General features: G+C 42.6%; 23 protein-coding genes. 17 read left to right on the top strand and 6 right to left on the bottom strand.

What is annotated here, in order from left to right:
- Positions 1-73: 73 nt before the first annotated feature.
- The 3 genes from ACTNBF_RS06200 to ACTNBF_RS06190 form a co-directional block, all read right to left on the bottom strand.
- Positions 74-1,057, bottom strand: coding sequence for a hypothetical protein (locus ACTNBF_RS06200; RefSeq protein ID WP_441042802.1), 984 nt, complete (start codon positions 1,055-1,057; stop codon positions 74-76).
- 135 nt (positions 1,058-1,192) lie between these two features.
- Positions 1,193-1,918 carry a hypothetical protein gene (locus ACTNBF_RS06195; protein WP_427738661.1) on the bottom strand — a complete coding sequence of 242 codons (726 nt, stop codon included), beginning with the start codon at positions 1,916-1,918 and terminating at the stop codon, positions 1,193-1,195.
- A gap of 154 nt (positions 1,919-2,072) precedes the next feature.
- Positions 2,073-2,393 (bottom strand): helix-turn-helix domain-containing protein, encoded by a 321-nt coding sequence (locus ACTNBF_RS06190; protein ID WP_288859599.1) that lies wholly within the window; start codon positions 2,391-2,393, stop codon positions 2,073-2,075.
- Positions 2,394-2,869: 476 nt separating this feature from the next.
- Between ACTNBF_RS06190 and ACTNBF_RS06185 the strand changes: the two genes are divergently transcribed.
- From ACTNBF_RS06185 to ACTNBF_RS06125, 13 genes are all read left to right on the top strand, one after another.
- Positions 2,870-3,250 carry a fimbrial protein gene (locus ACTNBF_RS06185; RefSeq protein ID WP_427738660.1) on the top strand — a complete coding sequence of 127 codons (381 nt, stop codon included), beginning with the start codon at positions 2,870-2,872 and terminating at the stop codon, positions 3,248-3,250.
- Between the two features lie 21 nt (positions 3,251-3,271).
- Positions 3,272-3,982 (top strand): hypothetical protein, encoded by a 711-nt coding sequence (locus ACTNBF_RS06180; RefSeq protein ID WP_288859596.1) that lies wholly within the window; start codon positions 3,272-3,274, stop codon positions 3,980-3,982.
- A gap of 62 nt (positions 3,983-4,044) precedes the next feature.
- Entirely contained in the window at positions 4,045-4,596 is a 552-nt protein-coding gene (locus ACTNBF_RS06175; RefSeq protein ID WP_427738659.1) for a hypothetical protein, read from the top strand.
- Between the two features lie 56 nt (positions 4,597-4,652).
- Positions 4,653-5,576 (top strand): hypothetical protein, encoded by a 924-nt coding sequence (locus ACTNBF_RS06170; RefSeq protein ID WP_427738658.1) that lies wholly within the window; start codon positions 4,653-4,655, stop codon positions 5,574-5,576.
- Positions 5,577-7,361 (top strand): lysozyme family protein, encoded by a 1,785-nt coding sequence (locus tag ACTNBF_RS06165; protein WP_427738657.1) that lies wholly within the window; start codon positions 5,577-5,579, stop codon positions 7,359-7,361.
- A gap of 46 nt (positions 7,362-7,407) precedes the next feature.
- A complete protein-coding gene (locus ACTNBF_RS06160; RefSeq protein ID WP_441079524.1) occupies positions 7,408-7,971 on the top strand; it encodes a DUF5038 domain-containing protein in 564 nt (187 codons plus the stop codon).
- Complete coding sequence (locus ACTNBF_RS06155) at positions 7,968-11,246, top strand: TraG/VirB4 family ATPase (RefSeq protein ID WP_427738655.1); 3,279 nt, start codon at positions 7,968-7,970, stop codon at positions 11,244-11,246. The genes ACTNBF_RS06160 and ACTNBF_RS06155 overlap by 4 nt, the downstream gene beginning before the upstream one ends.
- A gap of 57 nt (positions 11,247-11,303) precedes the next feature.
- Positions 11,304-14,579: a VaFE repeat-containing surface-anchored protein gene (locus tag ACTNBF_RS06150; RefSeq protein WP_427738654.1), complete on the top strand. Its 3,276-nt coding sequence runs from the start codon at positions 11,304-11,306 to the stop codon at positions 14,577-14,579.
- A 49-nt stretch (positions 14,580-14,628) separates the two neighbouring features.
- Positions 14,629-14,997, top strand: coding sequence for a hypothetical protein (locus tag ACTNBF_RS06145; RefSeq protein ID WP_441042803.1), 369 nt, complete (start codon positions 14,629-14,631; stop codon positions 14,995-14,997).
- Positions 14,998-15,490: 493 nt separating this feature from the next.
- Positions 15,491-15,904: a zinc-finger-containing protein gene (locus ACTNBF_RS06140; protein ID WP_427738653.1), complete on the top strand. Its 414-nt coding sequence runs from the start codon at positions 15,491-15,493 to the stop codon at positions 15,902-15,904.
- A gap of 14 nt (positions 15,905-15,918) precedes the next feature.
- The gene (locus ACTNBF_RS06135; protein WP_427738652.1) at positions 15,919-16,500 is read left to right on the top strand and encodes a sigma-70 family RNA polymerase sigma factor; all 582 of its coding nucleotides are present in this window, start codon (positions 15,919-15,921) and stop codon (positions 16,498-16,500) included.
- A gap of 18 nt (positions 16,501-16,518) precedes the next feature.
- Positions 16,519-17,205, top strand: coding sequence for a cell division protein (locus ACTNBF_RS06130; protein ID WP_427738651.1), 687 nt, complete (start codon positions 16,519-16,521; stop codon positions 17,203-17,205).
- A gap of 10 nt (positions 17,206-17,215) precedes the next feature.
- Positions 17,216-17,650 (top strand): hypothetical protein, encoded by a 435-nt coding sequence (locus tag ACTNBF_RS06125; RefSeq protein ID WP_320813111.1) that lies wholly within the window; start codon positions 17,216-17,218, stop codon positions 17,648-17,650.
- Between the two features lie 165 nt (positions 17,651-17,815).
- Here the strand turns inward: ACTNBF_RS06125 and ACTNBF_RS06120 are convergent, their stop codons facing one another.
- Genes ACTNBF_RS06120 through ACTNBF_RS06110 form a run of 3 tightly spaced genes read right to left on the bottom strand, consistent with a single transcriptional unit; the run spans position 17,816 to position 19,447 of the window.
- A complete protein-coding gene (locus tag ACTNBF_RS06120; RefSeq protein ID WP_320813110.1) occupies positions 17,816-18,259 on the bottom strand; it encodes a YaiI/YqxD family protein in 444 nt (147 codons plus the stop codon).
- A complete protein-coding gene (locus ACTNBF_RS06115; protein ID WP_320813109.1) occupies positions 18,256-18,594 on the bottom strand; it encodes an MmcQ/YjbR family DNA-binding protein in 339 nt (112 codons plus the stop codon). The genes ACTNBF_RS06120 and ACTNBF_RS06115 overlap by 4 nt, the downstream gene beginning before the upstream one ends.
- Positions 18,595-18,625: 31 nt before the next feature.
- A complete protein-coding gene (locus ACTNBF_RS06110; RefSeq protein WP_320813108.1) occupies positions 18,626-19,447 on the bottom strand; it encodes a hypothetical protein in 822 nt (273 codons plus the stop codon).
- A 298-nt stretch (positions 19,448-19,745) separates the two neighbouring features.
- On the opposite strand from ACTNBF_RS06110, the gene ACTNBF_RS06105 reads away from it, so the two are divergent.
- The 4 genes from ACTNBF_RS06105 to ACTNBF_RS06090 all read left to right on the top strand — a co-directional run bounded on the left by ACTNBF_RS06105 (position 19,746) and on the right by ACTNBF_RS06090 (position 23,426).
- The gene (locus ACTNBF_RS06105) at positions 19,746-20,453 is read left to right on the top strand and encodes a single-stranded DNA-binding protein (protein ID WP_427738650.1); all 708 of its coding nucleotides are present in this window, start codon (positions 19,746-19,748) and stop codon (positions 20,451-20,453) included.
- A gap of 86 nt (positions 20,454-20,539) precedes the next feature.
- On the top strand, positions 20,540-21,316 hold the full coding sequence (locus tag ACTNBF_RS06100; RefSeq protein WP_427738649.1) for a hypothetical protein: 777 nt from the start codon (positions 20,540-20,542) through the stop codon (positions 21,314-21,316).
- Positions 21,317-21,334: 18 nt separating this feature from the next.
- Complete coding sequence (locus ACTNBF_RS06095; protein WP_427738648.1) at positions 21,335-23,149, top strand: AAA family ATPase; 1,815 nt, start codon at positions 21,335-21,337, stop codon at positions 23,147-23,149.
- 13 nt (positions 23,150-23,162) lie between these two features.
- The gene (locus ACTNBF_RS06090) at positions 23,163-23,426 is read left to right on the top strand and encodes a helix-turn-helix domain-containing protein (protein WP_427738647.1); all 264 of its coding nucleotides are present in this window, start codon (positions 23,163-23,165) and stop codon (positions 23,424-23,426) included.
- The last annotated feature ends 4 nt before the right edge of the window (positions 23,427-23,430 follow it).

Here is a 23,430-nt window from a genome sequence, read left to right as displayed (position 1 = left end):
TCTCTATCCATGTTAAAACAGTAACATGATACATTACAATGTGCTTAACACCTATTTTTTCTTTTGTAATTTTTTATTTTACTTTTGCAGCAATATGACTAAGAGAAGCTGCTAATTTCTTTTCTTCTTCCTCATCTCTGCGTATCTTTTCCCACTGTCTTAAAATCATCATTATAAAGCTTTGCATCACTGGGAAAAACTCTATACAATCTTCTTCACTTAACTCATGAATTCCTTTACTAATAATTCCGTAGAATACAGGATTATTTGCTAATGATTTTGGAAGATACTCTGCCAGCATCTTTATTTTTTCATCCACATGAGCCTTGCCAAACTCTTCTTCCTTTATTTTTCCCTCCTCTATTGCCTTTCGACTAGCAGTTACAATGATACGCTCAAAAATTCTTCTAAGATATACAAAAGAACCTACTCCAATTCCAGAAGCAAATAATCCGATGGCCCTTTTAAGCTCCTTTTCATCTTCCTTAGTCATAACCTTCCTATACTCTTTCAATTCAGGGAATGACAAATCTGCAACAGAAGGATATTGACCAATTTTTTTCATCTTATTTCCATATGTAAGAACAATATAGTCCAAATGATGTGTATTATCCATTGCACAAAAAAACTTAAATACCATTAATCGAGTGTCATTCTCTATAGAATTATTGGTCCATGTCCAAGGTGCTTCTGGATCACCTACAAAACGAGTTCCATCCATATTTTGAATTTCTTGCCATGATACGATTTCTTCTTCTAAAGAACGTCCTTTTATTTCTTGATTATGTTCATCATACCAATAATACGGAATCATCTCACAAGAAAACACTCTGCTTTCTCCACATTTAGGGCAATAAATGTCAATTTTTACATGTCCCCCTACCAAGTCAGCTAATTCAAAAATATTATCCTTTGTAATCTCTATTTCATCGTACAAGCCTTTATTTACAAGAAAATCCCCAAATACATTATCTATGCTTTTTATTTCTCTTGGTGACCGTTCATTAAACACATTTCTAACCATATGTATTGTTTTTGTCATTTTTTCATCTCCCATCCAATCATTTTGAAATACTAAAATCAACCTATGCTATCGTGTATATTTCAGCAAACAAACCGGAATTTAACTAATCTACAAATTATAATCGTCTAACTCTTTTTCTATTATACTCTCCCTATACAAATCCTACAATCACTCTCCTGATTTCTCCCCGTTCTTCTCCAACTCCGGAGCATAAACTGCTGTAACCTTCAGTTCCTCTTCCCTGCTGTCATCGACCTCGACATAATAATCTCCCACATAATATGAGCTATAATTACCTTGCAGGGAATACAGCTCCAGTGTATTAAAATCCACAAGACACAAATCTCTTGGTTTCCACGGTTCATCCTCTGGTCCATAAGTCTCCATCACTGCTATTAATTTATCCAGACAGTCCTGACAAAGATGTTTCCGGATAAATTTCACATCCAGTATACTGTTCTCACCGTAACTTACAGTTACATCTGAGATTCCCCTATCAGAATTCGGGCTTGCATGAAAAAAGCATCCTCCCTCCCCGGTTCCAGTAAATGTCGTATTAATATGCCCTTGTGGACCTGTCAGATTCCCTGCATCATCATGATTCCGTATCTTCATATCCAATACATACCAGTTATTCACACAGATGATTCCAAGATCATCATATTTACGAAACAGCCCCATCAGACTGCGGTTATCATAACCACACAAGTAACATTTGTCCGGATCCTTCAACTTACTCTTTACCGATTCCGGTTTTTTCCACTCACAGACCACAGATTCTTCCTGTACCTCATTCTTATTATTTTGCCTATAACCTTCTACTCCTTTTCCAACTCCAATGCCTGCCATCAGACTTACTATGGATACTGTGATAATTATTCCAATTTTCTTCATACTGCCTCCGCACTTTAGAATTAGTAGATTAACTCTATTAGCGTTAGTATAACAGATATGAAAATGTATTTCATCATATAGCACATGATTTCCAAATATTCACGCACTATATTGCATCTTCCGGATCTTCAAAAAGTCCACGCCCATACGCACACTATTTCCCCGCCTCTTCAATCATCACTTCCAAAACACGAAGAATCTTGTTTTTCTCCTTTGCTGGCAAGTGTTTCATCTTTTCTTCCAATTGCGTACATCTCGTTTTTGTGCCTACTTCCAGCACATCCATCAGGATTTCGTCTGCTGATACATTCAACGCATTAATAATCCTTACAAATGTATCCAGCCTTGGCGTCTTCACATCCCGCTCTATGGCACTTAAATAATTACAACTCAAATCAACCATCTCTGCCAGCTGTTCCTGCTTTAGTCCGGCAGCTTCCCTGCTCTTTTGAATCCTTTTCCCTATTCCTTGCATATTATCTTCTCCTAATCATACTAATTCTTACGGCGTTACAATCGTACTTTTAGTATATTTGCCAAGGATTTTTCTATACAGTATCTGGTAGAGTTGCACCAACTCTAATGGTGTTGAATCAATGCACTTTTGATGTCATGGCACAGTTATGGCTCTTCCACGACCTAAACTGGCACAGTTCTGCGATTTACATGTAAATATACACATGCTAAAATTGGTATTGTCAAAATTATATGCAGGAATTGCGCAGCGGTACCGGAGTCATTGCCTCTCCCTTTTGGTACTGGCTGCGTTTTTTCTTGCAGGAGGTGAATCGGCTTTACAATTTTATACTGTATTTGCATCAGGCAGCCTGTATTGACCGGGCTGCTTTTTTGCTGCCGGATAAACTGGCATGAGGCACTAAAAAACTATAAGCATCGGGGCAGGATGGATATTCCATACTGCCCTTTTCATATGAAGGAGGTTTAACTTACGTGAGAAAACATACAGTCAAAGAAAACCCGCCGAATGAAAAGCGTCGTCCTGACTACATGCGGATTATTTACACAGCATCCCTGCTGTTCACGCTTCTGGCATGCAATATCCAGCCGGTCTTGGCAGCTAACATGTGGGACAAAGCAAATGAAATCATGAAAGATGTCTACAACCAGATTATCCTGATTTCTACCATAGCTGCTGTTGTAACAGCATCTGTGGCTCTTTTAATGATGAACTTTTCCAAATCAGGAAAAACCGTGGACGAATCCCGTGCATGGCTCAAGCGTATCGTCATCACCTGGGCAATCTTAAACGGTCTTGGCTTCATCATGGCTTACATCACACCGTTCTTTGCCGGAGGTAAATGGAATGGCTAATCCAGGAAAGGAGGTGCCTAAATGGGAATCTTAGATGGAATTGTAGAATGGATTGCAGAACAGGTCATGAACATTCTGGATCTTATTACCACTTCGGTCTTAGGTGCTCTGGGATGTTCCATGGATACCTTTTTAAGATATTTCCCCGCAGCCGAGAGCATGTATCAGGTATTTCTGGCTCTGGCAATTGGTCTGATCCTACTGAACTGGGTCTGGCAGTTATTTAAGAATTACTTTGCTGGTGCCGGAATTGAGGCAGAAGATCCACTGAAATTATCCATGCGCTCTTTCATCTTCCTGTTCCTTACTTTCTATGCAAAAGATATCGTAGATCTTTTACTTGACATTGCAGGAACACCATATAGCTGGATACTGACAGAAGATCTGCCTCCGCTAAAATTCGCAGACTTTAACTCCGTTATCACAGTTATCCTCGGTGTCTGTGCCAATGGAGCTGTTGCGATTACTGCACTGATCCTGGTACTGATACTGGCATGGAATTACATCAAACTGCTGTTTGAAGCGGCAGAGCGTTACATTCTTCTCGGCGTTCTCGTCTATACAGCCCCAGTCGCTTTCGCAACGGGCTCTTCTCAGGCAACCGGTAATATTTTCAAGAGTTGGTGTCGGATGCTTGGGGGACAATTTTTCCTGCTGCTGATGAACGCCTGGTGTTTACGGCTCTTTACTTCAATGGTCGGGACCTTCCTTGCCAACCCATTATCTCTCTAATGTGAGATACAGAATAACTTGAAATTCAACACTGATACAAAACAAAGAAAGGAAATTCAAATATGAAAAAAGCCAAAAAAATAATCGTAATGTCCTTAGCAACAACCATGCTGCTTGGTTCAACCCTTACGGCACATGCAGCAACACCACAATATAAACCGTTATCAGAATACGGATATACCGGTGTCCCAAATATTACTGTGAAGCTGCCTGACAGTTACCAAACTGGAATATCTAACGCAGTAGAAGATGCTGTGAAAGACTTAGATATTAAGCTTCTGAATACCACGACAATCACCAGAGCTACATATATACACAGCAATGTGTTCTATTCAAAAAGTAGATTGAATATCCAGTGGAATGCTGTAGATGATGCAACATCATACGAGATTAAGATTACAAAAGCAGATGGAACGGAACACGTATACACTACAACAAATAATTATCTGACTGTAAATCAAGGGGCAGATGAGTTTGTAACAGGCTGCTTAAAACAGAAGGTAGGAACGAACTGGGAATCTGCAACCGTGGCAGTTCGTGCAGTTAAAGATAATGGCAGCGTCTACAGTTTATGGTCTGAAAAAGCAGCAATATCCTGTAATGCAATCCATTAAGCAACGAATCCCCATTTATCGTCCCAATGGTAACCTTACTTTTTCAGGAGGAACACATGAAACATAAGAGAAATATTATTTTATTGCTGACACTTACTGCCTGCATGGTCATACTCTGTTCCTTCCCAGTCTTCGCGGCAGAACTTACGGAAGCAGAAGTGGAACAGGCAGTGGCAAACCAGGGAAAGGAAGCCGTTACCGGTAATATATTCATCTGGTTTCTCTGCGCCATCGCATTTTTAAAAGTCAGCCAAAAGATTGATTCTTTCATGGCAAGCCTCGGCATTAATGTAGGAAACACTGGCGGGAACATGATGGCAGAGCTTTTAATCGCCGGAAGGAGTCTGGCAAGTTCCATGCATTTACGTGGCGGCGGTAGTGGCGGTTACCGAGCCCCCTCTTCTCCAGGTGATGCTGCTGTCGGTGGAAGCTTCCTGTCAGGTGGACTGGCCGGAGCTGTCGGAAGGCAGGTGGAACGTAGCGCAGTCAATACGGCAACTGGCTACACAGAGCATTCCAGCATCGGCAGTGTCATGTATCATTCTTCTTTAAATAAAGGTGGAGACTTTGCCAACAATGTGATCAGCCGCATTGCACAGGGTAACTACAATCAGGTCGGTTCCATTAAAGGAGCAGATGCAGAAAAGGCTTATATTTCTTATATGGGCATGAAAGTAGATTCCACACACCCTTTATCCAATTATTCCAATATGGAAATCGGAGGTGGACGGATCACCGGAACGGAATCTACCGAATCAGGTTCCAGAGAGTTTGCTCTCTATCATGCAGACCAATATATGGCACCCTCACAGGGTACATATGAAACTGTGCAGTCTGTAGACGGTGCTACATGGTACAAGCAGTATGCACAGGATGCAGTAACTAAAACCCCTTATGACGCAGGCGGTGGAAAAGTTGCCTACCATGAATCCATCGACCAGAAACTGCCCCCGACACCTCCAAGAAAGGATCGAATTTAATTGGCAAATCATCAGACCGGTCTGAATGAAGCAGTTCGGGTAGGCAGAGCTGCAGCTTCTATTTCAGGTGCTGTAAAAGGTGCCACAGCCGGTCCCTTTGGAGCCGTCATTGGTGCTGCAATTCAGAACCGGGAAACCTTTAAAAAGGCAGTCGCCGTAATTATTTCTGTGCTTCTAATTCCAGTATTATTCATTGTCATGCTTCCAGGACTTGTCTTCGGAAATCTCTCCGAAAATACCGGAGCACTTACCAGTAACAGCAGGATCAATGAAAATATACGTGCTGCCAATGAAGCCATTGTAGAAGTCTTACAGGAATGTCACGATGAGGTACTTGCTGAGGTGAATGCCGCGGCTTCTCGTGTACCGGAAAATGATGCCGTATCTATTACGGATCCCTATGCTTACTATATCTCTGTAAATGCCAATCAGCTCATTGCCCAGTTCTGTGCAAGTAAAGACAACTATCGGGATATCAACCTTACGGAACTGAAGCGGGTCATCCGGGCGAATAAGGATGGACTTTTTACTTATGAAGTATCAACAGAGAGAGTTACCATGGAAGTTACGGTGGATGCCGGCGCAGAAGGGGACGCCGGTGAAGGAACAGATTCTCATACTCAGACAGTTACCTTTACCCGGCATAACTTTGTAATCAACTATGCCGGTGATTCTTATTTTGCAGACCATGTCTTTCATCTGAACGACAAACAGAAAAAAGTGGCAGACGCTTATGCAGAAAATCTGACCCTCTTTTTTGGTTCCTCTGCTTCCGGAGTCGCAACTGCCAATGTATCCGATGAGGTGCTTCGCTACCGGGCAACCGTAGAACGGATTGCTACAAAATACGGAATGACTCCCTATGTGGAACTAATCCTTGCTGTGATGATGCAGGAATCCGGAGGACGTGGTCTTGATGTCATGCAGGCGGCAGAAGGTGGATTTAATAAGAAATATCCCCATGTGCCTAACGGTATTACGGACCCAGAGTACAGCATCGAATGCGGAATTCAGGAACTCAAATATGCCCTGGATAAAGCCGGATGCACCGGTCCAACAGATCTTGACCGGATCAAGCTTGCTTTGCAGGGATACAATTACGGTTCCGGTTATATTGACTGGGCCATGGAACGGGACAGTGGTTATACCAAAGCAAACGCCATCGCTTATTCTGATATGATGTGTGCCCGCCCTAACTGGCCTTATTCCAGATATGGCGATAAAGAATACGTAGACCATGTACTCCGGTACTACATCATTACTTCTACAGGCGGCACCTATCCTGCAAATGGAATGCAGATACCTCATTACCTGCAGACAGATTACGGAAATATTCCATATGGCGGAGGTTCCATTGCAACCAGCGGATGTGGCCCGACCAGCTTTGCCATGGTCGCAAGTTATTTAACGGGCAAAACCATCACTCCGGTAGATGCAGTTTCCTGGTGTGGAAATTCTTACTACAAACCAGGTGTCGGCACTTACTGGTCCTACTTTGCAGCGGCAGCCAGTCATTTTGGATGCGGATCGGTCACCCATACCAACGATCCCAATAAAGTCCTAAAAGCACTGTCAGAAGGCCATCCTGTCATCAGTTCCCAAAGTGCAGGCTTATTTACCAGAGGCGGACATTTCATTGTCCTTCGTGGTGTAACGGCTTCCGGAAAGGTACTGGTTAACGATCCGAATGACAGTGCATCCAAAAACTATATCAACCGGGAATTTGATATGATGTCAGAAATTCATGCAACAGCAAGTGCATATTGGATCTTTGACAAGAAATAAAGGAGAGCTTATGAGCAGAAAAAAATTGATTCTTTCCATCCTGCTGATGATCGGCATGATCGTAGCAGGCATTGTACTGCCTGCCTTATGGAAAGCAGAAAAACAGAAAAACCATACGGCTGACCCAAATCAGCCCGCAAAAGAAATCCAAACGGAAGGAGAGAATACTGCCTCACTTCCCACATTGAAATACGTTGCCTTTGAAGAATTACAGGCATTTTTTGCAGACATCCAGATTAATGAACTAAAGCAACAATTTTCTCTGTATCTCAAAGAAACTGGGAAAACAGACATTACCTCTGTGACCTTTCTTCCAGAACAGACCACCTATCCGGAAGGAAACGACATCATGCTTACTTTTGCTTTCTCTGATAATACTACCCTTCCAGTTACCTGCAGCACCAGTACCGGTGCTTTTTTATTTGGGGAAGAAAAACTGCAAGTCAGTGAAAACATAATTACCTATGAACGTAAGACGGATCAAAAACTTCCAGCTGTTACTACAGAAGAAATAGAATCCATGCAGGAAGGCGGTTTTGCTGATACCCCAAACGATATCGAAGCAACAGAACCGGAAAAGAAAACTAATGCAAAGGAGGTGCAGCCGTGAACAACCCTGAAGAACAACAAATTGCCTTAATCCCCCGTAATTTTATTGAGCGGGGTACATTCATGGGAGGAATGTTCAAGATCCGCAATGCAATTGAAGGCACCATTCTTGCCATCGGGATTGCAATACCTGTTGTGCATCTTCCCCTGTCCCTGACCATACGGATCATCATTTTATGTATGACATCTCTTCCAGCAGCCATGGTCGCCCTGATCGGCATTGGAGGGGAAAGTCTGACGGCTTTCCTGATGAATGCTGTCCGTTTTTTGTTTAACCGCAGAATCCTATACCGGCTGGATACCAAACCGGAGCTAAAGGGAAAACAGCGTAAAAATCCTCGTCAAAAAGAACCAAAGACGAAAAAGAATCGGGAGAAAAAAAAGAAGCTATCACCTCAACCAATGGAGACAGCCACACATGATAAGGAGGTTACCTATAATATGCCATCTTCTTCAGAGGAAGGGATTACACCCGATTCAAAAGTTGCTCCCACACCAGCTTCTAAAAAAAAAGAACGTCGGATTTATGATATATCTACAAAACGCGGCATCAAGAAGCAGGCCAGGGAAGATATACGGATTTTGAAATTTGAAAAGAAACAAAGAAAAAAGGAACAGGCGAAAGCCCTCAAAGTTGCGAAACGTGAAAAGAAACAGCGTTTAAAAGCTGAAAAGCAAAAGCATAAAGAAAAACTGCATCAGGATAAGCTTGCCCAAAAGGAGGCAAAACGTTTGGAGAAAGCTACGAAAAAAGATGCACGCTCCAATAAGAAACAACCTGATCCTTCACCTTCCGCTTCCTCGAAAAAGAAAAAGCGAAAGGACATGACACTGGAGGATTATCTTCCGATTGATAAAATTGCCAACGGGATCATCTATACCACTGACCACCGATATGTAAAGATTCTGGAGATTGAACCTATCAACTTCCTTTTGCGAAGCGCAAGGGAACAGCAAGGCATCATTTACAGCTTTATCTCCTACTTAAAAATCAGCCCGGTCAAATTACAGATTAAGATGATCTCCAAAAAGGCAGATATCAATAAACATCTGGAACAGGCAGCACTGGAACTGTCCCTTGAGACTAATCCTCACTGTCGGGAACTGCAGAAAGATTACATCCAGTTCGTAAAGAAATTAAGTTCCAGAGAGGCCGTTTCAAGACGGTTCTTTCTAATCTTTGAGTATGAACCATTCAATGTAAACCGGAAAGTAGAAGAAAAAGAAATCCTTGCTGCACTGGAGACAGCCGCCCAGACAGCTAAGACGTTCTTATATCAATGCGGAAATCAGGTGGTTACCCATGATAATGAAGATGAATTTACAACCGATGTCCTATACACATTATTAAACCGAACCCTTTGTACGGAAAAGCCTCTGCAGGATAGAATCGCAGATGTCCTTGCACGCTATATGAAGGAAGGTCGCCAGGAAGAACTGGATCATATCCGGATCAACGAGTTCATTGCACCGGAGTCCGTAGATTTCCGACACTCCAATTATGTGCGGATCAACGGAATTTATCATGCATACCTGTTGGTTCCAAGCGACGGCTATAAACAGAAGGTCGCACCCGGCTGGCTGTCCTTACTGATCAACGCCGGGGAAGGCATAGACATTGATTTTTATCTGCATAAACAGCCAAAGGATAAGATTCAGCAGCGACTTGGACAACAGATCCGTATCAACAGGTCAAAGATCAAGGATGCATCCGATACAAACGCAGACTTTGATGATCTGGATTCTGCAATACGATCCGGATATTTCCTGAAAGCTGGTCTGGCAAATAATGAAGACTTTTACTATATCAATCTTCTGATTACGATTACTGCTTCGAATCTTGAGGAACTGCAGTGGCGTATTCAGGAAATGAAGAAACTATTGATTTCCCAGGATATGGATCTGCACTCCTGCTACTTCTTACAGGAGCAGGGCTTCCTATCCTCACTGCCGCTTGCAAACCTGGATAAAAAACTCTATGAACTGTCAAAACGAAATGTCCTGACTACGGGAGCTGCAAGCTGCTACCCGTTCACCAGCTACTCCATCTGTGATGACAATGGCATCTTATTCGGAGTAAATAAGCATAACAATTCACTGGTCATAGCGGACATTTTTGATTCCAAACAGTATAAAAACTCCAACATTTGTATCCTTGGATGCTCCGGTGCCGGTAAGACCTTCACCATGCAGACTATGGCACTTCGGATGCGGCGGAAGGGAATCCAGGTCTTCATCATTGCTCCTCTGAAGGGGCATGAATTTTACCGGGCCTGTAAAAACGTAGGTGGAGAATTTATCCAGATCTCTCCTGCCAGCCAAAATTGCATTAACGTCATGGAAATCCGCAAAGTTGATAATTCTGTCAATGAACTGCTAGACGGACCAACACTGGATGCTTCCGCTCTGGCTTCCAAAATCCAGAGGCTCCATATCTTCTTCTCTCTCCTGATTCCTGACATGAATCATGAGGAGAAACAGCTTCTGGACGAGACACTCATTAAAACCTATGCCAGAAAAGGGATTACACATAAAAACGAATCCCTCATTGACCCGGATCATCCAAACCAGTATAAGGAAATGCCGATCCTTGAGGATGTCTATAACATCCTGATGGAAAGTCCGGATACCAAACGTCTGGCACATATCCTAAACCGTCTGGTCCATGGCTCTGCTTCTTCTTTCAACCAGAAAACGAACGTAGACCTGACGAACAAATATACAGTACTCGACATTTCGGAACTGACAGGTTCCTCTGACCTTCTGACGGTCGGCATGTTCGTTGCCCTGGATTACGTCTGGGATAAAGCGAAAGAAAACCGGACAGAGGAAAAAGCGATCTTCGTTGATGAGGTATGGCAGCTCATCGGTGCTTCCAGTAACCGTCTGGCTGCAGAATTTGTTCTGGAGATTGCCAAAATCATCCGTGCCTACTCAGGAGCCGGCATTTTTGCCACACAAGATTTAAATGATTTCTTTGCTCTGGATGATGGTAAATATGGAAAAGGTATCATCAACAACTGTAAGACCAAGATCATCCTGAACATGGAGGACGAAGAGGCACAGCGGGTAAAAAATATCCTGCACCTGTCAGAAACCGAAGTCATGAATATCACACATTTTCAAAGGGGGAATGGCCTGATCTCAACAAACAACAATAACATTACGGTGGAATTCAAAGCATCCACACTGGAAAAAGAGCTGATTACCACCGACCGGCAGGAGCTTCTGGAAATCATTGAACGCCAGAAACACAAAGAAGCAAAAGCCGGTTAACACCCAGGGCAGCAAAATCGCTGCCTTTTTCATATCTTCAAAGTAAGGAGGAGACTTATGTTAGAAAGAACAAATCAATCCATCCACCGGCTGCTCGCATTTCTGCTTGCAGTACTGGTTACTGTCGGCACCGTATTTTCCGGCGGCATGACTGTTCATGCGGCAGACGGTACCGTCAGTTTTCACGCAGGAGCGAATATTCCGTATGGAGACTACTTTACTTCCCGCATGACATTTGATGGGAACAATACCGCTTACTGTGTGGAACCACTCAAGAAAACCCCTGCTTCCGGCAGTTATTCCTATGACCTTCTGGCAAAGGATTCCCCGCTTCGGAAAGCACTGTATTACTTAAATGGCGGTTATGGCTATGAAAAAACTGTAAAAGACAAATATTTCAGCGGCTGGTCTGATGACAATTCCTATGTAATCGGACATCTTGTCGTCGCCTATATTTATGCAGGGTATTCTTCAGATACCGGAGCCTTCCATGGTGCACCCCAGAGTTTCATTGACAAAGCAAAAGAAGTTGCACAAGCAATCAAAAGCCTTCCTGCTCCCCCGGAAAGCTTCCGGGCATTTATTATTCCTGGAAGCGGAAGCCAGACTGTTGTTGGAAGCTGGTATCAGGTTCCTTACGGTTATCTGGAAATCCGTAAATCTTCAGCCAACGCCTCTGTTTCCGAAGGGAACAGTAACTATAGCTTACAGGGTGCCGAATATGGCATCTACAAAGGAGACAAACAGGTACAGACATTGACAACAGATAAAAACGGCTATGCAAAATCCGGAGAACTGGAGGAAGGTAATTACACGGTAAAAGAAACCAAAGCTTCCAAAGGATTCATCCTGGACACCAAAACCCATAACGTCACTGTCAAATCCGAAGCAACCACGCCTGTAAATGTGACGGAAATCCCACAGAGCAATCCAATGGATCTGCTCCTTCAGAAACTGGACAAGGAAGCACAGGAAGCACAGCCACAAGGATCTGCATCTCTTGCGGATGCACAGTTTACAGTAAAATTCTATACCGAACAATCCGATCAGGATCCTGCCACAAATGGGGCTAACCCGGCACGCACCTGGATATTTAAGACCGATGCAGAAGGGAAATCTCATTTCACCAAAGATTATATGGTATCTGGAGATGCTTTCTATACACAGACGGATGGAAAAACCATTTGTCTCCCGCTCGGTACAGTGACTGTTCAGGAAACAAAAGCTCCTGTCGGATACTTTTCCAATGATACTGTATTCGTACAGAAGATCACAGCCGATGGTGTCAAGGAAACCGTACAGTGCTACAATACTTCATCTGTCGAAGAACAGATCTACCGTGGCGATCTGGAACTGGTAAAGGTATCCGATGGAGAACAAACACGTCTTTCTGATGTTCCATTTACCATCACCTCTGTTACAACCGGAGAAAGCCATACCATCGTGACGGATAAAAATGGATATGCCAGTACTTCTTCCAAATGGAACAAACACACCCAGAACACCAACCGTGGAGAAACATCTGAAGATGGGGTCTGGTTCGGATCTTCCACGCCAGACGATTCCAAAGGTGCCCTTATCTATGATCAATATGTCATTGAGGAGCAGAGATGTGAATCCAATAAAGGAATGAGTCTTTTAAAATTCGAAGTGACTGTATATAAAGATTCCGTTACCATTGACCTTGGAACCCTGACCGATGACCTGATTGAAATCGGCACAACAGCTCTGGATAAAGAAACAGGTACCCATATGAGCAAACCGGAAAAAGAAGTCACTCTTGCAGATACTGTCGAATATTCCGGACTAAAGAAAGGTCAGTCCTATAAGCTGGTTGGAACACTAATGGACGCTGAGACCGGTGAAGCAATTCAGATTGACGGCAAACCTGTAACTTCTGAAAAGACATTCACAGCGAAAAAATCCTCTGGTACAGTAGAAGTTTCTTTTACCTTTGATGCTTCCTCACTTTCCGGAAAAACAACTGTTGTATTCGAGGAACTGTATCAGGAAGATAAACAGCTGGCTGTCCATGCGGACCTTTCTGATGAAGACCAGCAGATTTCTTTCCCGGAGATCGGCACGCAGGCCATAGACTCTGAAACCGGTGAGCATATGGCAAATGCTGATGAGAAAGTGAAACTCATTGACACGATCCAGTATAAAGGGCTGGTTCCAAACCTTAAATACACTGCAACGGGTACACTCATGGATGCGAAAACTGGAGAACCTGTTCTAATTAATGACAAACAGGTAACTGCCAAAACAACCTTTACGCCGGAAACTAGCTCAGGCACCGTAGATGTAGTCTTTGAATTTGATGGCAGTTCGCTGGCCGGTAAGACAACCGTTGTTTTTGAATCTGTAACACAGGATAAAAAAGAAATTGCTGTTCATGCAGATCTCGAAGATGAAGGCCAGCAGATCTTTTTCCCGGAAATTGCAACTCAGGCAAACTGCCCGGATACCAATACCCAGATGGCAGTTCCAAAGAAAGAACTGACCATTACGGATACCGTTTCCTACCATCTCATTCCAAATAAAGAGTACAAGTTAACCGGAACTTTAATGGATAAGGAATCTGGCGAACCTTTGCAAATCGATGGAAAAGAAGTTACGTCCGAACTGACCTTCACACCAGAAGATGCGGAAGACACTGTAGAGCTTACTTTCACACTGGATGCCACTGCTCTCGCAGGCAAAACGATAGTAGCCTTTGAGTCTGTATCTTATCAGGACAAAGAAGTTGCTTTCCATACCCAGATTGATGATGATCCACAGACCATCTATTTCCCAGAGATTAAGACTACCGCTAAAGATGGAAAAGACGGCGACCAGGAAGTCCTTGCAGAAAAAGAAACCTCTATTATTGATACCGTTTCTTACAAGGATCTGGTAACTGGCCTTACCTACCGGGTCGTAGGTACTTTGATAGACAAGGAAACCGGTAAGGAAGTACTGATTGACGGAAAACCTGTAACATCTGAAGCAACTTTCAAACCGGAAAACTCTGAAGGCACTGTAGAAGTAACCTTTACCTTTGATGCTACTTCTCTTTCTGGACACGATGTAGTTGTTTTTGAAAAGCTCTATGTATCTACCGGTGATAAAGACAACAAAAAAGAAGTGGAACTGACGAATCACGAAGATATAAATGATAACGACCAGACAGTGAAAATTACCGATGTACCAAAAGATACTCCGGATATCTCCACACCAGTCAAGACCGGCGATGATACCCCACTTCTTCTTTACGCAGGTATTGCTGCAGGTGCCCTTCTGCTCGCAGGTATTGCTACAGTAATCTATTTCCGGAAAAAGAAACAAAAATAATCTTTAATTTCAGTGCAGGCGGTCCATAGAGACTGCCTGCTTTTTGGTGATGAATATGGAAACAACCTATATCCAGACAGATATCAAACATGTTCGTAGATTTTTAGATGCCTGTGATGGGAACTGGCATCACTGCATCCATGTGACCTGCCCTTCCTGTAAAACTTCTGGTATATGCAGGGAACCCGGATTCCTATTTCATCCGGATACCACAGCAGAACCGCTGATTCTTCCTCTTTCCGATGCCCGGATTTTATTTTCCTGTTATCCGGAACCGGAAGAATGCATAAGCAACATATCTGTATCTGCTTTTTTATCCTTATATCGCTCTTACCTGAATACTAAAACAGCAGTCAAGTCCGACTGTCCCTGTATGGAACTCCTAAAAATGCAGGAAGAGAAAAACTATGACTGGTAAGTTGCGTTTTTGCTTGTTTCTGCGTACAGAATGAATAAAGACAAGGAGGTGTGCAACATGCTTACTCTGATCATCCAAACGATTGACAAGGGCTTTACTACCCTGATTTTTCTCCCTATGGTTTATATCCTGTACTGCAGATTTACTTCTTTACACAAAAAGAAAAGGCAGGCGCTCACCATCTACCGGATCTGCTTGATACTAATTGCACTGTTCCTGCTCCGATACTTTTGTAATAAGTTTATCTTCACGGCAGTTAATTACCAACGTTTTACAGACAGTGGCCTTTTTCCATTAATCAAAACCATTTTCTATCCAGAACATTCATAAAAAATGGCAGAAAGTGGTAATAAGGGAACATTTGGGTACCTGTTTCCGTCCCTGATATATGGGAATTCATCACACTTTTACTTACAATATACGTATAGAAAACGTAATAAACTTACTAATAAAGGATAAATGTACGTATAAAAAACGTAATGCGAGGTGAATCATGATGAAGAAACAAATCATACGCTGCCCTTACTGTGGCAGCCCGGCCATTTTAAGAGATACATGTTATGTCCATGGAAAAAATGCATGGGAAGGCAAACTTTATGTATGCAGCCGCTATCCGGTCTGCAATTCCTATGTCGGCGTCCATCCCGGCACCACTCGCCCTAAAGGCACTCTGGCAAATAAATCTCTTCGTGAGAAACGAATCCGTGCACACCGAATCTTTGACCAGATCTGGAAACAGGGAATTCTATCCAAGAAAGATGCCTACCGGTGGATGTCAGACAAATTTTGCCTCGACACCACACAGGCACATATCGGTAATTTCAGTGAGTACATGTGCGAACGACTTATAGAAGAATCAGAGAAAGTCCTTCGCTACAACCATGTACCGCTGTGCCTTGCAGGGTAAGGAGGGTGGATGACATGAAAAATAATCCTATCCCCTACAGCCAGCTCATGGAAGAAAATATGGATTTGGTGCCGCAAATGGTAAATGTCCTGACACGGAATTATTCGAATCTTTCTCTGGAGGAATATGAAGAGCTTACGCAAACCAGTTACCTGGCACTGTGCAATGCAGCTTCTAAATACGATGGACACCGTCCCTTCCGACCATATGCCAGAGCTGCAGTCCGTAATGCGATCTACGGATACTGGCGTACCGTTTACCAATATAATAAACGATTCTGTTCCTTAGATGCATTGCTGGAATCCGAGGACGGTCACTCTTATGAAGGTGAGTTTCACCAAAATCGTACTTCCCTTTCCACGGAGCAGGAAGCGATACAAAACCTGTCCACTGCATACTTGAAGGAACTGGAAGCAACAAGCAGCAATATGATACAAAAAGGAATTGCCACTCTCCGTCTGCAGCAAGACGGTTACACCGATCGAGAGCTTGCAAAACTATATCAGGTTCCTTCCAACAGGGTAAGGGCATGGCAGAGCAAGGCGAGAAAATGGCTGAAAGAAAATGAGCTATTATATGAGCTATTAGCATCATAACAAGAAGGAGGCAGTTCTATGCTGACACTTTATACCGCCATCGGCACATTAAAATTTGTCAAAAATACAGATGGGAAATCCACTCCTATGGTTCTGAATAATCATCAGGAATTCGGACTATGCGATCACGAACTTATTCTCTGGAGCTGCCTTGCCTTCCAGATTCTGCAGATACACGAACTGGAATCTGCTTACAATGTGCGGCTTAAAAACAGCGGCAGACCGGACGGACTGGCATTTTCCCACTATCTGAACCGACTGCTTTTGCGCGGTCTGATTGCAAAAGGAGAAGGAGTGACCGGCGTAGATGCACTCTATCAGCTTTTAGGAAAACTTCACATCCTTCCGGTTCACGAAACTTTCTCCACCCGGCTATTTACCTGTATCCAGCTCTATGTAGATGGTAAAATCAAGCCCGGAGATTTTGGAAAATATCTGCGGAAAGAAAAAAACACGCCTATTGAGGAAACCGTCATAAAGCTTACAAAAGCCATTCCGCTAACCACTGCAGAACTGGTGACCTGTGTGGAGCAAAAGAAAGCTCCAACGCGGGAAGAAGATGTCCTCACACAACTCTATGATGGGACAGAATATACCTACCAGACACTGGCTGACCAGGCACAGATTCTGCATATCCAGTATCCGGTCCTGCAGGCTGTCGGCAATCTGTATCTTAATAAACAAATTTCATTCCAACGATTCTGAAAGGAGCACTATGCCAAAACCATTACTATCCAAGCTGGTTGCCCAGGCGGCAATCGGCTTTTTTTGTGTACTGTTCGGATGCATCATCGGGATGCAGACAAAAGATAAAATCCTTCTCATTATGAGCCTCGTAATCGGTGTATGTTGCCTGATTCGGTGTATCAGCCTGTACCATCTCATCCATTCCGGTTCCTACCTGACAGTGGAAGGATATTGCAGCAAACGGGAAGTTTCAGCCTTTAAGAAAACACAGCAAATTCATCTTATCGGAACCGATGACCGGGAATATCAGTTCACGACAGATAAAAGTGTAAAACTGCTTCAAGGGCACTATTACCGAATGTATTTTCGCAAATCTCCTTATAACGAGGAAGAAAGTATGGGGATCAGTGATAATTTGCTCGGATTCGAGGAGCTATCCTCGGGTTCTCCCTCAAAAGATTGATCCAGCTCTCATATACTTATCAACACAAAAGGATTGCCGTAGCAAGGTTCTTCCTTGTCTACGGCATCTTTTATATTACCAGTTAACATGGTAACACTCATATTTCATAATGTATTCTTTCATAATGTATTCTTTCATAATGTATTCTTTCATCCTGACCTACACTTAACGATATTTATGAATCAGCCTTTCCAGCGATTCTGCAAACCGTACATCATCTTCAGCGGTACGTTTCGCTGGACCTTTTATATGGTTTCTTTTTTTCGCATTTCGTGCCTTTTTTGCTAAGTGCCTCTCCATAAGCATCTGGTCAATATTTTCATTCGTATACCATCTGCCACTCTGATGTATCCCGTATGCTCCTTTTCCAAGAATCATCGCAGCAACACCATAATCCTGTGTTACCACAATGTCATCCTTCTGGCAGACGCTGACCAACTTGAAGTCTACCGCATCAGCTCCTGCTCCAACTGTCAAAACTTCGCTGTAATCAGACTGCAGAATATGATTCGTGTCACACAGTAAGATTACTGATATCTGATATTTTTTCGCAATATGCTCTACAATAGATACCACCGGACAGGCATCTGCATCTACCAAAATCCTCATGCTTTCTTCCCCTTTGTTAAATCATAGCTTTCACCAATCATCCGTTTGATATCTTCCTCCGGGACAGTTCCATCCAGAATGATAGAATTCCAGTGTGTCTTATTCATATGGTATGCAGGAACAACCGATGTAAAAGTACTTCGCCAGAAGTCCCTCCACTGCGGATCACATTTCACATTAATCCATACATGTCCATCTTTGTTATAGATTAGAGCAAATGTCTTCTTAGACCCTTTATGGCGCATCACACACCAGTTAGAATCGTGGAATGGATAATCCTCGTATACCTGCTCAAAAGAATGACAATATGTAATTACTTCTTGTTTGCTTTGCATGGTCATTTCCCTTTATCTATAATACAGCTAATTACAGTTTACCAACAGAATACAAAAAACTATATAAACTACTATCGCTTGTTTTTATCATATCATAAAAAATGAGGCTACTTTCTTTTTCCTCCGTTATAACAAAATATCTTTCTGATATAAATGCTATATAAGTATCTTTTGTTACTTTCATTTTTCTATATGCTAATAAACTTTTCAAATCTTTAGAAATACAATCAGCAATTAATTTAGCACCTTCAAAATCTGTTTCTTGATTCTTAAATGAATAATCATACGGAAGGAAAAACATAATATTTTTGTTAACAGATATCTTTTGCATTGTCTGTCTTATAACCTTTCCTTCAGGAAGCTTTAATAATCCCTGTTCGATATTTCTTAAATCCTCTTCTGTTTTTCCTCGAAAACACTTTATTATATCAAAAGCAGTTTTACTACCAGAAAATTTAGAAGGACCAATTTGTGTAACCCCTGGGCAAAGTTCTGTAACTGAATTACTCAATGTGCTTTTTGCTTCCATATATCGGGTATCTACTAATATCTTAAAATCTAACTCATAAAAAGAATTATAAATATCACTTTGTTTCTGACTTTGTTCACAATGTTTTCTTAAGATGAAGGTTTCATTTCCTTTATCCTTTTTCAATTTAGAAAAATTAACGAATTCTGTTAAATATTCTTCACAATCAATCGGATGTCCCTCTATATAATTTTTAATTATTACTGATGCAGGTAATGGTTTTATAAATAATTGCATTTTATCATATGTCATATATTTACTCTTTTCTGATTTATTATTTGTAAATTCTATTGTACTATATACTTTTGTTTTTTCATAGTTCAATATGTAGTAGATTCTCCTCCGAAACCAATATATAGCATTTCGTTCATTGACACTTACTATATCTTGTGTTACTATAATACTGTACTTGAGTTTTTGTGTTATCCCCTAAAGGGAGTCTGGACCATTCTTCCAGAACACACGTAAGTTTATGTTGGAAATTAGAGTCATTAGGATAGCCGTATTATGCGGTCACTTAATGGCTCTTTTTTTATTTATGGGAAATCTGGTATACAGGTTTCCTATTCTTTTATTCATTTTTATTATTTTAAAGCCCTAAGAGGCAGAAAGGAGAATTTTTATGTCAGCAATTATTCATGTTATGGGAAGGGTAACAAAGGATCCTGCCATGCAGCAAGGAAAGAACAACGGATCAGAGTACATCAGTCTGGATCTTGCTTCCTCTCAGAGGAGCCAGAACACACAAAATGGTCAGAATGGATACGAGTCCATGTTCTATCAATGCTATTTTAACAAGTTCCTGGCAGAGCGTCTGATCAAAGCCGGTGTAAAATCCGGAACCTGTATTTATGTCTATGGAGATCTGGAAATCCATCCATTTCTCTATCAGCAGGGACAGAAGGCTGGGCAGCCAGGAGTTGGAGCCAAAATTAATGTCAAGGACTGGCAGTTTTGCCTTTCCAACAAGCCGGAAAATGAGAATAACGGAAATTCTGGAAATCATCAAAATGGCAATAGCATGCCTAATAACAACAACGGAGGTGCGGCTACCCCAGGAAGTGGCAGTTATCAAAATCGCGCTGCTCAGGGAGGCGGCTACATGAATGGTGCTGGAAATCAAAATGCAGGTATACCAAACACCGCAGGTGCCAGAACACAGGGCAACTCTTATGCAGTTCCACCTTCTGGACCGATTGGAAACAACATGTACCAGCAGAGCTATTATCCACAACAGAACATGGCATATGGACAGCAAAGTGGCTTTACCGGGGACGGTTTTCAGGGAATCCCGGAAGGCATGGCTGACCAGCTTCCGTTTAACGGATAACTCAAAAGAAATAACAGGTTGAGGAATTGCTTACCCATCGGGCATGGCGGTTCCTCTTTTTTTGTTTACAGGAAAGGAATCATACAATGAAAGTACGAAGGAAAAAAAGTAAAGGTTTAAAAATATTAAAATCTGTTGTTCTCGTTTTGTTTCTGTCATTACTGTTTGTACCGGATAATATAAACCGCTCAGTGATTGCGGGCATTGCACTTGCAGGTATTTTAGGAAGTCTCCTCTTCCTGATTGTCCCGCGTCTTCCCCGCATCCCATCTCCGGCACTCAAACGAAAGTCAGCATATTCCTCTGGGAATCCAGACGGTATCACCGATATGGAAACTCTGCTCTGGAGACAGATCAGTTACCAGATTACAGGGAAACTGAAGTCCTCTTATCCGAATGCCACATGGGAATTTACTAAAGAACCAACTGTAGACAGTCTTCTGAATGGAAATGCCCTGCGTATTCGTACCTTCCATACGAAAGAATATAATTTTGCTGAAGTCCGGCTGGACTGTTATGGAGAACTGGTACTTTCTATGATGACGATAGAATCATTAAAGCCAAAGTCGGAACCTGCAGGCACTGATTCCATCGGTCAGGTGGATCCCCAGTCTTGGTATACCCTAATTGGCAAGCCATTACTCTCCAATCTGATTGGAGATCTGCAGGCAAGAGGACATCAAAAATTATTTATCAGCGAAAATGGAGAAATATTTATCAAAAATGGAGATTCCAAGGAAATCAAAGGTACTTTCGAGCATTTTCCGCCCCAAAACTACTGGGCAGCTCTCACAGATATTTTTATCCGTGATGAGCTGAATGCAAAAGAAAACGAAGGCACCCTGGAATTATCCTGGATGTAAAAAAGGAGGAGAAATACTATGCCAAATGGAAACCTGATCAGTAACTGGTCTTTCAAGCGAAAACTTCCGGAACCTTTTGAAGATTATACGGATGATCCCATCAGGAAGGATGTCTATTCCAAATACTGCACACAGCCTCAGAAACGTTCGACACTTCATGCGTCCACGCTCCGGGCGATTCTTGCATACATGGAACTGGAAAATCCGCCCGGTGGAACCGCTTCTGAAGAACTCGGGGCAATTGGCAGCCAGGGGAATAATTATACAATAGCGGAATATCCCAGCAAAACCGGAGATTTGCATGTGGTGATCTATAACCGGACAAACGGAAAATTCATTGCCGGTATTTATCCCAAACCAATAGATTCCGAAACAACAGCCGACCAATATCTTTTGAAGGAAGATAAGAACAGCGGAGCTGCACTTTTGTTTGCACTTCTCCCTACCATTATGCAGGATGACGAGTTTAACGAATATTATCAGGAGTTGAAAAAGCACCGTGACAATGGTTATACGGATATGGAAGAAGCCGTGAAAACTGCAGCCGTCCTTTGTGACAATATCTATCGCAGATTACGATACGGAACTTCTCTTTCTACCGGCGGGATTCCCAATGATACTCCTGCCAATGGTGCTATTCCTAAGCTCAAACCATTCGCAGTACAGCAGGGTACTTACGCTCCTACAAATACGCTCTTTGGTACTTTTCAAGTGCTGATTCCCGGTTTCACCACAAAAAGGAACACGGAATCCATTGCCAAAGAAGACTTTATCAGTAAATACGTCTTATCTGAATCACGGATACTCACTCCCCAGGAAGAACTTACTGTTCCAACGCTGGAACCATGGTATATCATACCGCCAGAGATCAAGCGGATCTGTGAACATGCAAAATTGACAACAAATACTGTTTCACCTATGCGGAATTTTCTTCTGCGGGGTCCTGCAGGAACCGGAAAAACAGAAGGTGCCAAGGCGATTGCTGCTGGCTTACATCTGCCCTACCGTTGCATTACCTGCTCTGCCAATACGGAGATATTTGATCTGCTCGGTCAGATTCTTCCGGACGTGGATGGAAAATTATCCAGCCTTCAGAGTGAATATCCATCTTTCCAGGATATCATGTTAGACCCAGCAACTGCTTATCAGAAGCTGACCGGTATTTATGACGAAGAGGTGACGGAGGATGTGGTATACAAACAGCTCATCGACACAATCTTTGATGAAATGCATGCGCATTATAAGAACCAGTCTTCCCACCAGAAGTTTAAATACGTAGATACCCCTCTTGTTGAGGCAATCCGACACGGTTATCTGGTGGAACTTCAGGAGCCGACGGTCATCGCAAACCCCGGTGTTTTAGTAGGACTCAATTCCCTTCTTGACAGATGTAACAGTGTATTTCTGCCAAACGGAGAAGTGATCAAGAGGCATCCGGATACGACCATCGTTGTTACAACCAACAATGATTATGCAGGCTGTAAACAGATGAACCAGTCTGTCATTTCCAGAATGAATCTGGTGATCGATCTGGAGGAGCCGGATGAAGAAACACTGGTACAGCGCGTTCTCGGGATCACCGGATGCAAAGATAAGAAAATGGTCCGCACTATGGCACAGATCGTCAAGGCTGTTTCCGAATACTGCAGTGAGAATCTGATCACAGACGGATGCTGCGGTGTACGTGAACTGATTTCCTGGGTGCAGTCCTATATGGTCTGTGGTGACGTCCGGGAAGCTGCACATTACACGATCCTTTCTTCGGTATCTGCTGACGCAGAAAGCCGTTCGGAAGTGGAAACCGGCTGTCTGGATTCTATTCTCGCAGCATAGGAGGGTTGGTACATTGACACAGAGAAAACCTTATAACAATTTAAAAATTACAGAAGAAGATATGCTGGATATTTTCTCCGCAAATATCCATTATCTGCGGAAACTACCACGCTGGAATCTTTCCCAGAAAACCCTGGCAAGGATTCTGCATATTCCAACAAAATCTTACCGTAAGTATGAATTAGGAAGAGGCTTTCCACCCGTATTTGTGGTCTACCATCTGGCAGTCTATTTTGGATACACCATGGAAGAGCTTTTGACTGAAAAATTATTTTAAAAAG

The organism is Bariatricus sp. HCP28S3_A4 (genome assembly GCF_052066395.1).
GTDB lineage: Bacteria > Bacillota > Clostridia > Lachnospirales > Lachnospiraceae > Allocoprococcus.
Note: the sequence above shows the minus strand (reverse complement) of the source record. Positions and strands in the feature narration are given on the sequence as shown.

Coding starts and splice junctions, on each gene's coding strand:
- ACTNBF_RS06175 (WP_427738659.1), top strand. CDS start 4,045: ATGAAAAAAGCCAAAAAAATAATCGTAATGTCCTTAGCAACAACCATG.
- ACTNBF_RS06150 (WP_427738654.1), top strand. CDS start 11,304: ATGTTAGAAAGAACAAATCAATCCATCCACCGGCTGCTCGCATTTCTG.
- ACTNBF_RS06135 (WP_427738652.1), top strand. CDS start 15,919: ATGAAAAATAATCCTATCCCCTACAGCCAGCTCATGGAAGAAAATATG.
- ACTNBF_RS06120 (WP_320813110.1), bottom strand. CDS start 18,259: ATGAGGATTTTGGTAGATGCAGATGCCTGTCCGGTGGTATCTATTGTA.
- ACTNBF_RS06180 (WP_288859596.1), top strand. CDS start 3,272: ATGGGAATCTTAGATGGAATTGTAGAATGGATTGCAGAACAGGTCATG.
- ACTNBF_RS06170 (WP_427738658.1), top strand. CDS start 4,653: ATGAAACATAAGAGAAATATTATTTTATTGCTGACACTTACTGCCTGC.
- ACTNBF_RS06100 (WP_427738649.1), top strand. CDS start 20,540: ATGAAAGTACGAAGGAAAAAAAGTAAAGGTTTAAAAATATTAAAATCT.
- ACTNBF_RS06125 (WP_320813111.1), top strand. CDS start 17,216: ATGCCAAAACCATTACTATCCAAGCTGGTTGCCCAGGCGGCAATCGGC.
- ACTNBF_RS06130 (WP_427738651.1), top strand. CDS start 16,519: ATGCTGACACTTTATACCGCCATCGGCACATTAAAATTTGTCAAAAAT.
- ACTNBF_RS06160 (WP_441079524.1), top strand. CDS start 7,408: ATGATCGGCATGATCGTAGCAGGCATTGTACTGCCTGCCTTATGGAAA.
- ACTNBF_RS06140 (WP_427738653.1), top strand. CDS start 15,491: ATGATGAAGAAACAAATCATACGCTGCCCTTACTGTGGCAGCCCGGCC.
- ACTNBF_RS06195 (WP_427738661.1), bottom strand. CDS start 1,918: ATGAAGAAAATTGGAATAATTATCACAGTATCCATAGTAAGTCTGATG.
- ACTNBF_RS06095 (WP_427738648.1), top strand. CDS start 21,335: ATGCCAAATGGAAACCTGATCAGTAACTGGTCTTTCAAGCGAAAACTT.
- ACTNBF_RS06105 (WP_427738650.1), top strand. CDS start 19,746: ATGTCAGCAATTATTCATGTTATGGGAAGGGTAACAAAGGATCCTGCC.
- ACTNBF_RS06115 (WP_320813109.1), bottom strand. CDS start 18,594: ATGCAAAGCAAACAAGAAGTAATTACATATTGTCATTCTTTTGAGCAG.
- ACTNBF_RS06200 (WP_441042802.1), bottom strand. CDS start 1,057: ATGGGAGATGAAAAAATGACAAAAACAATACATATGGTTAGAAATGTG.
- ACTNBF_RS06145 (WP_441042803.1), top strand. CDS start 14,629: ATGAATATGGAAACAACCTATATCCAGACAGATATCAAACATGTTCGT.
- ACTNBF_RS06190 (WP_288859599.1), bottom strand. CDS start 2,393: ATGCAAGGAATAGGGAAAAGGATTCAAAAGAGCAGGGAAGCTGCCGGA.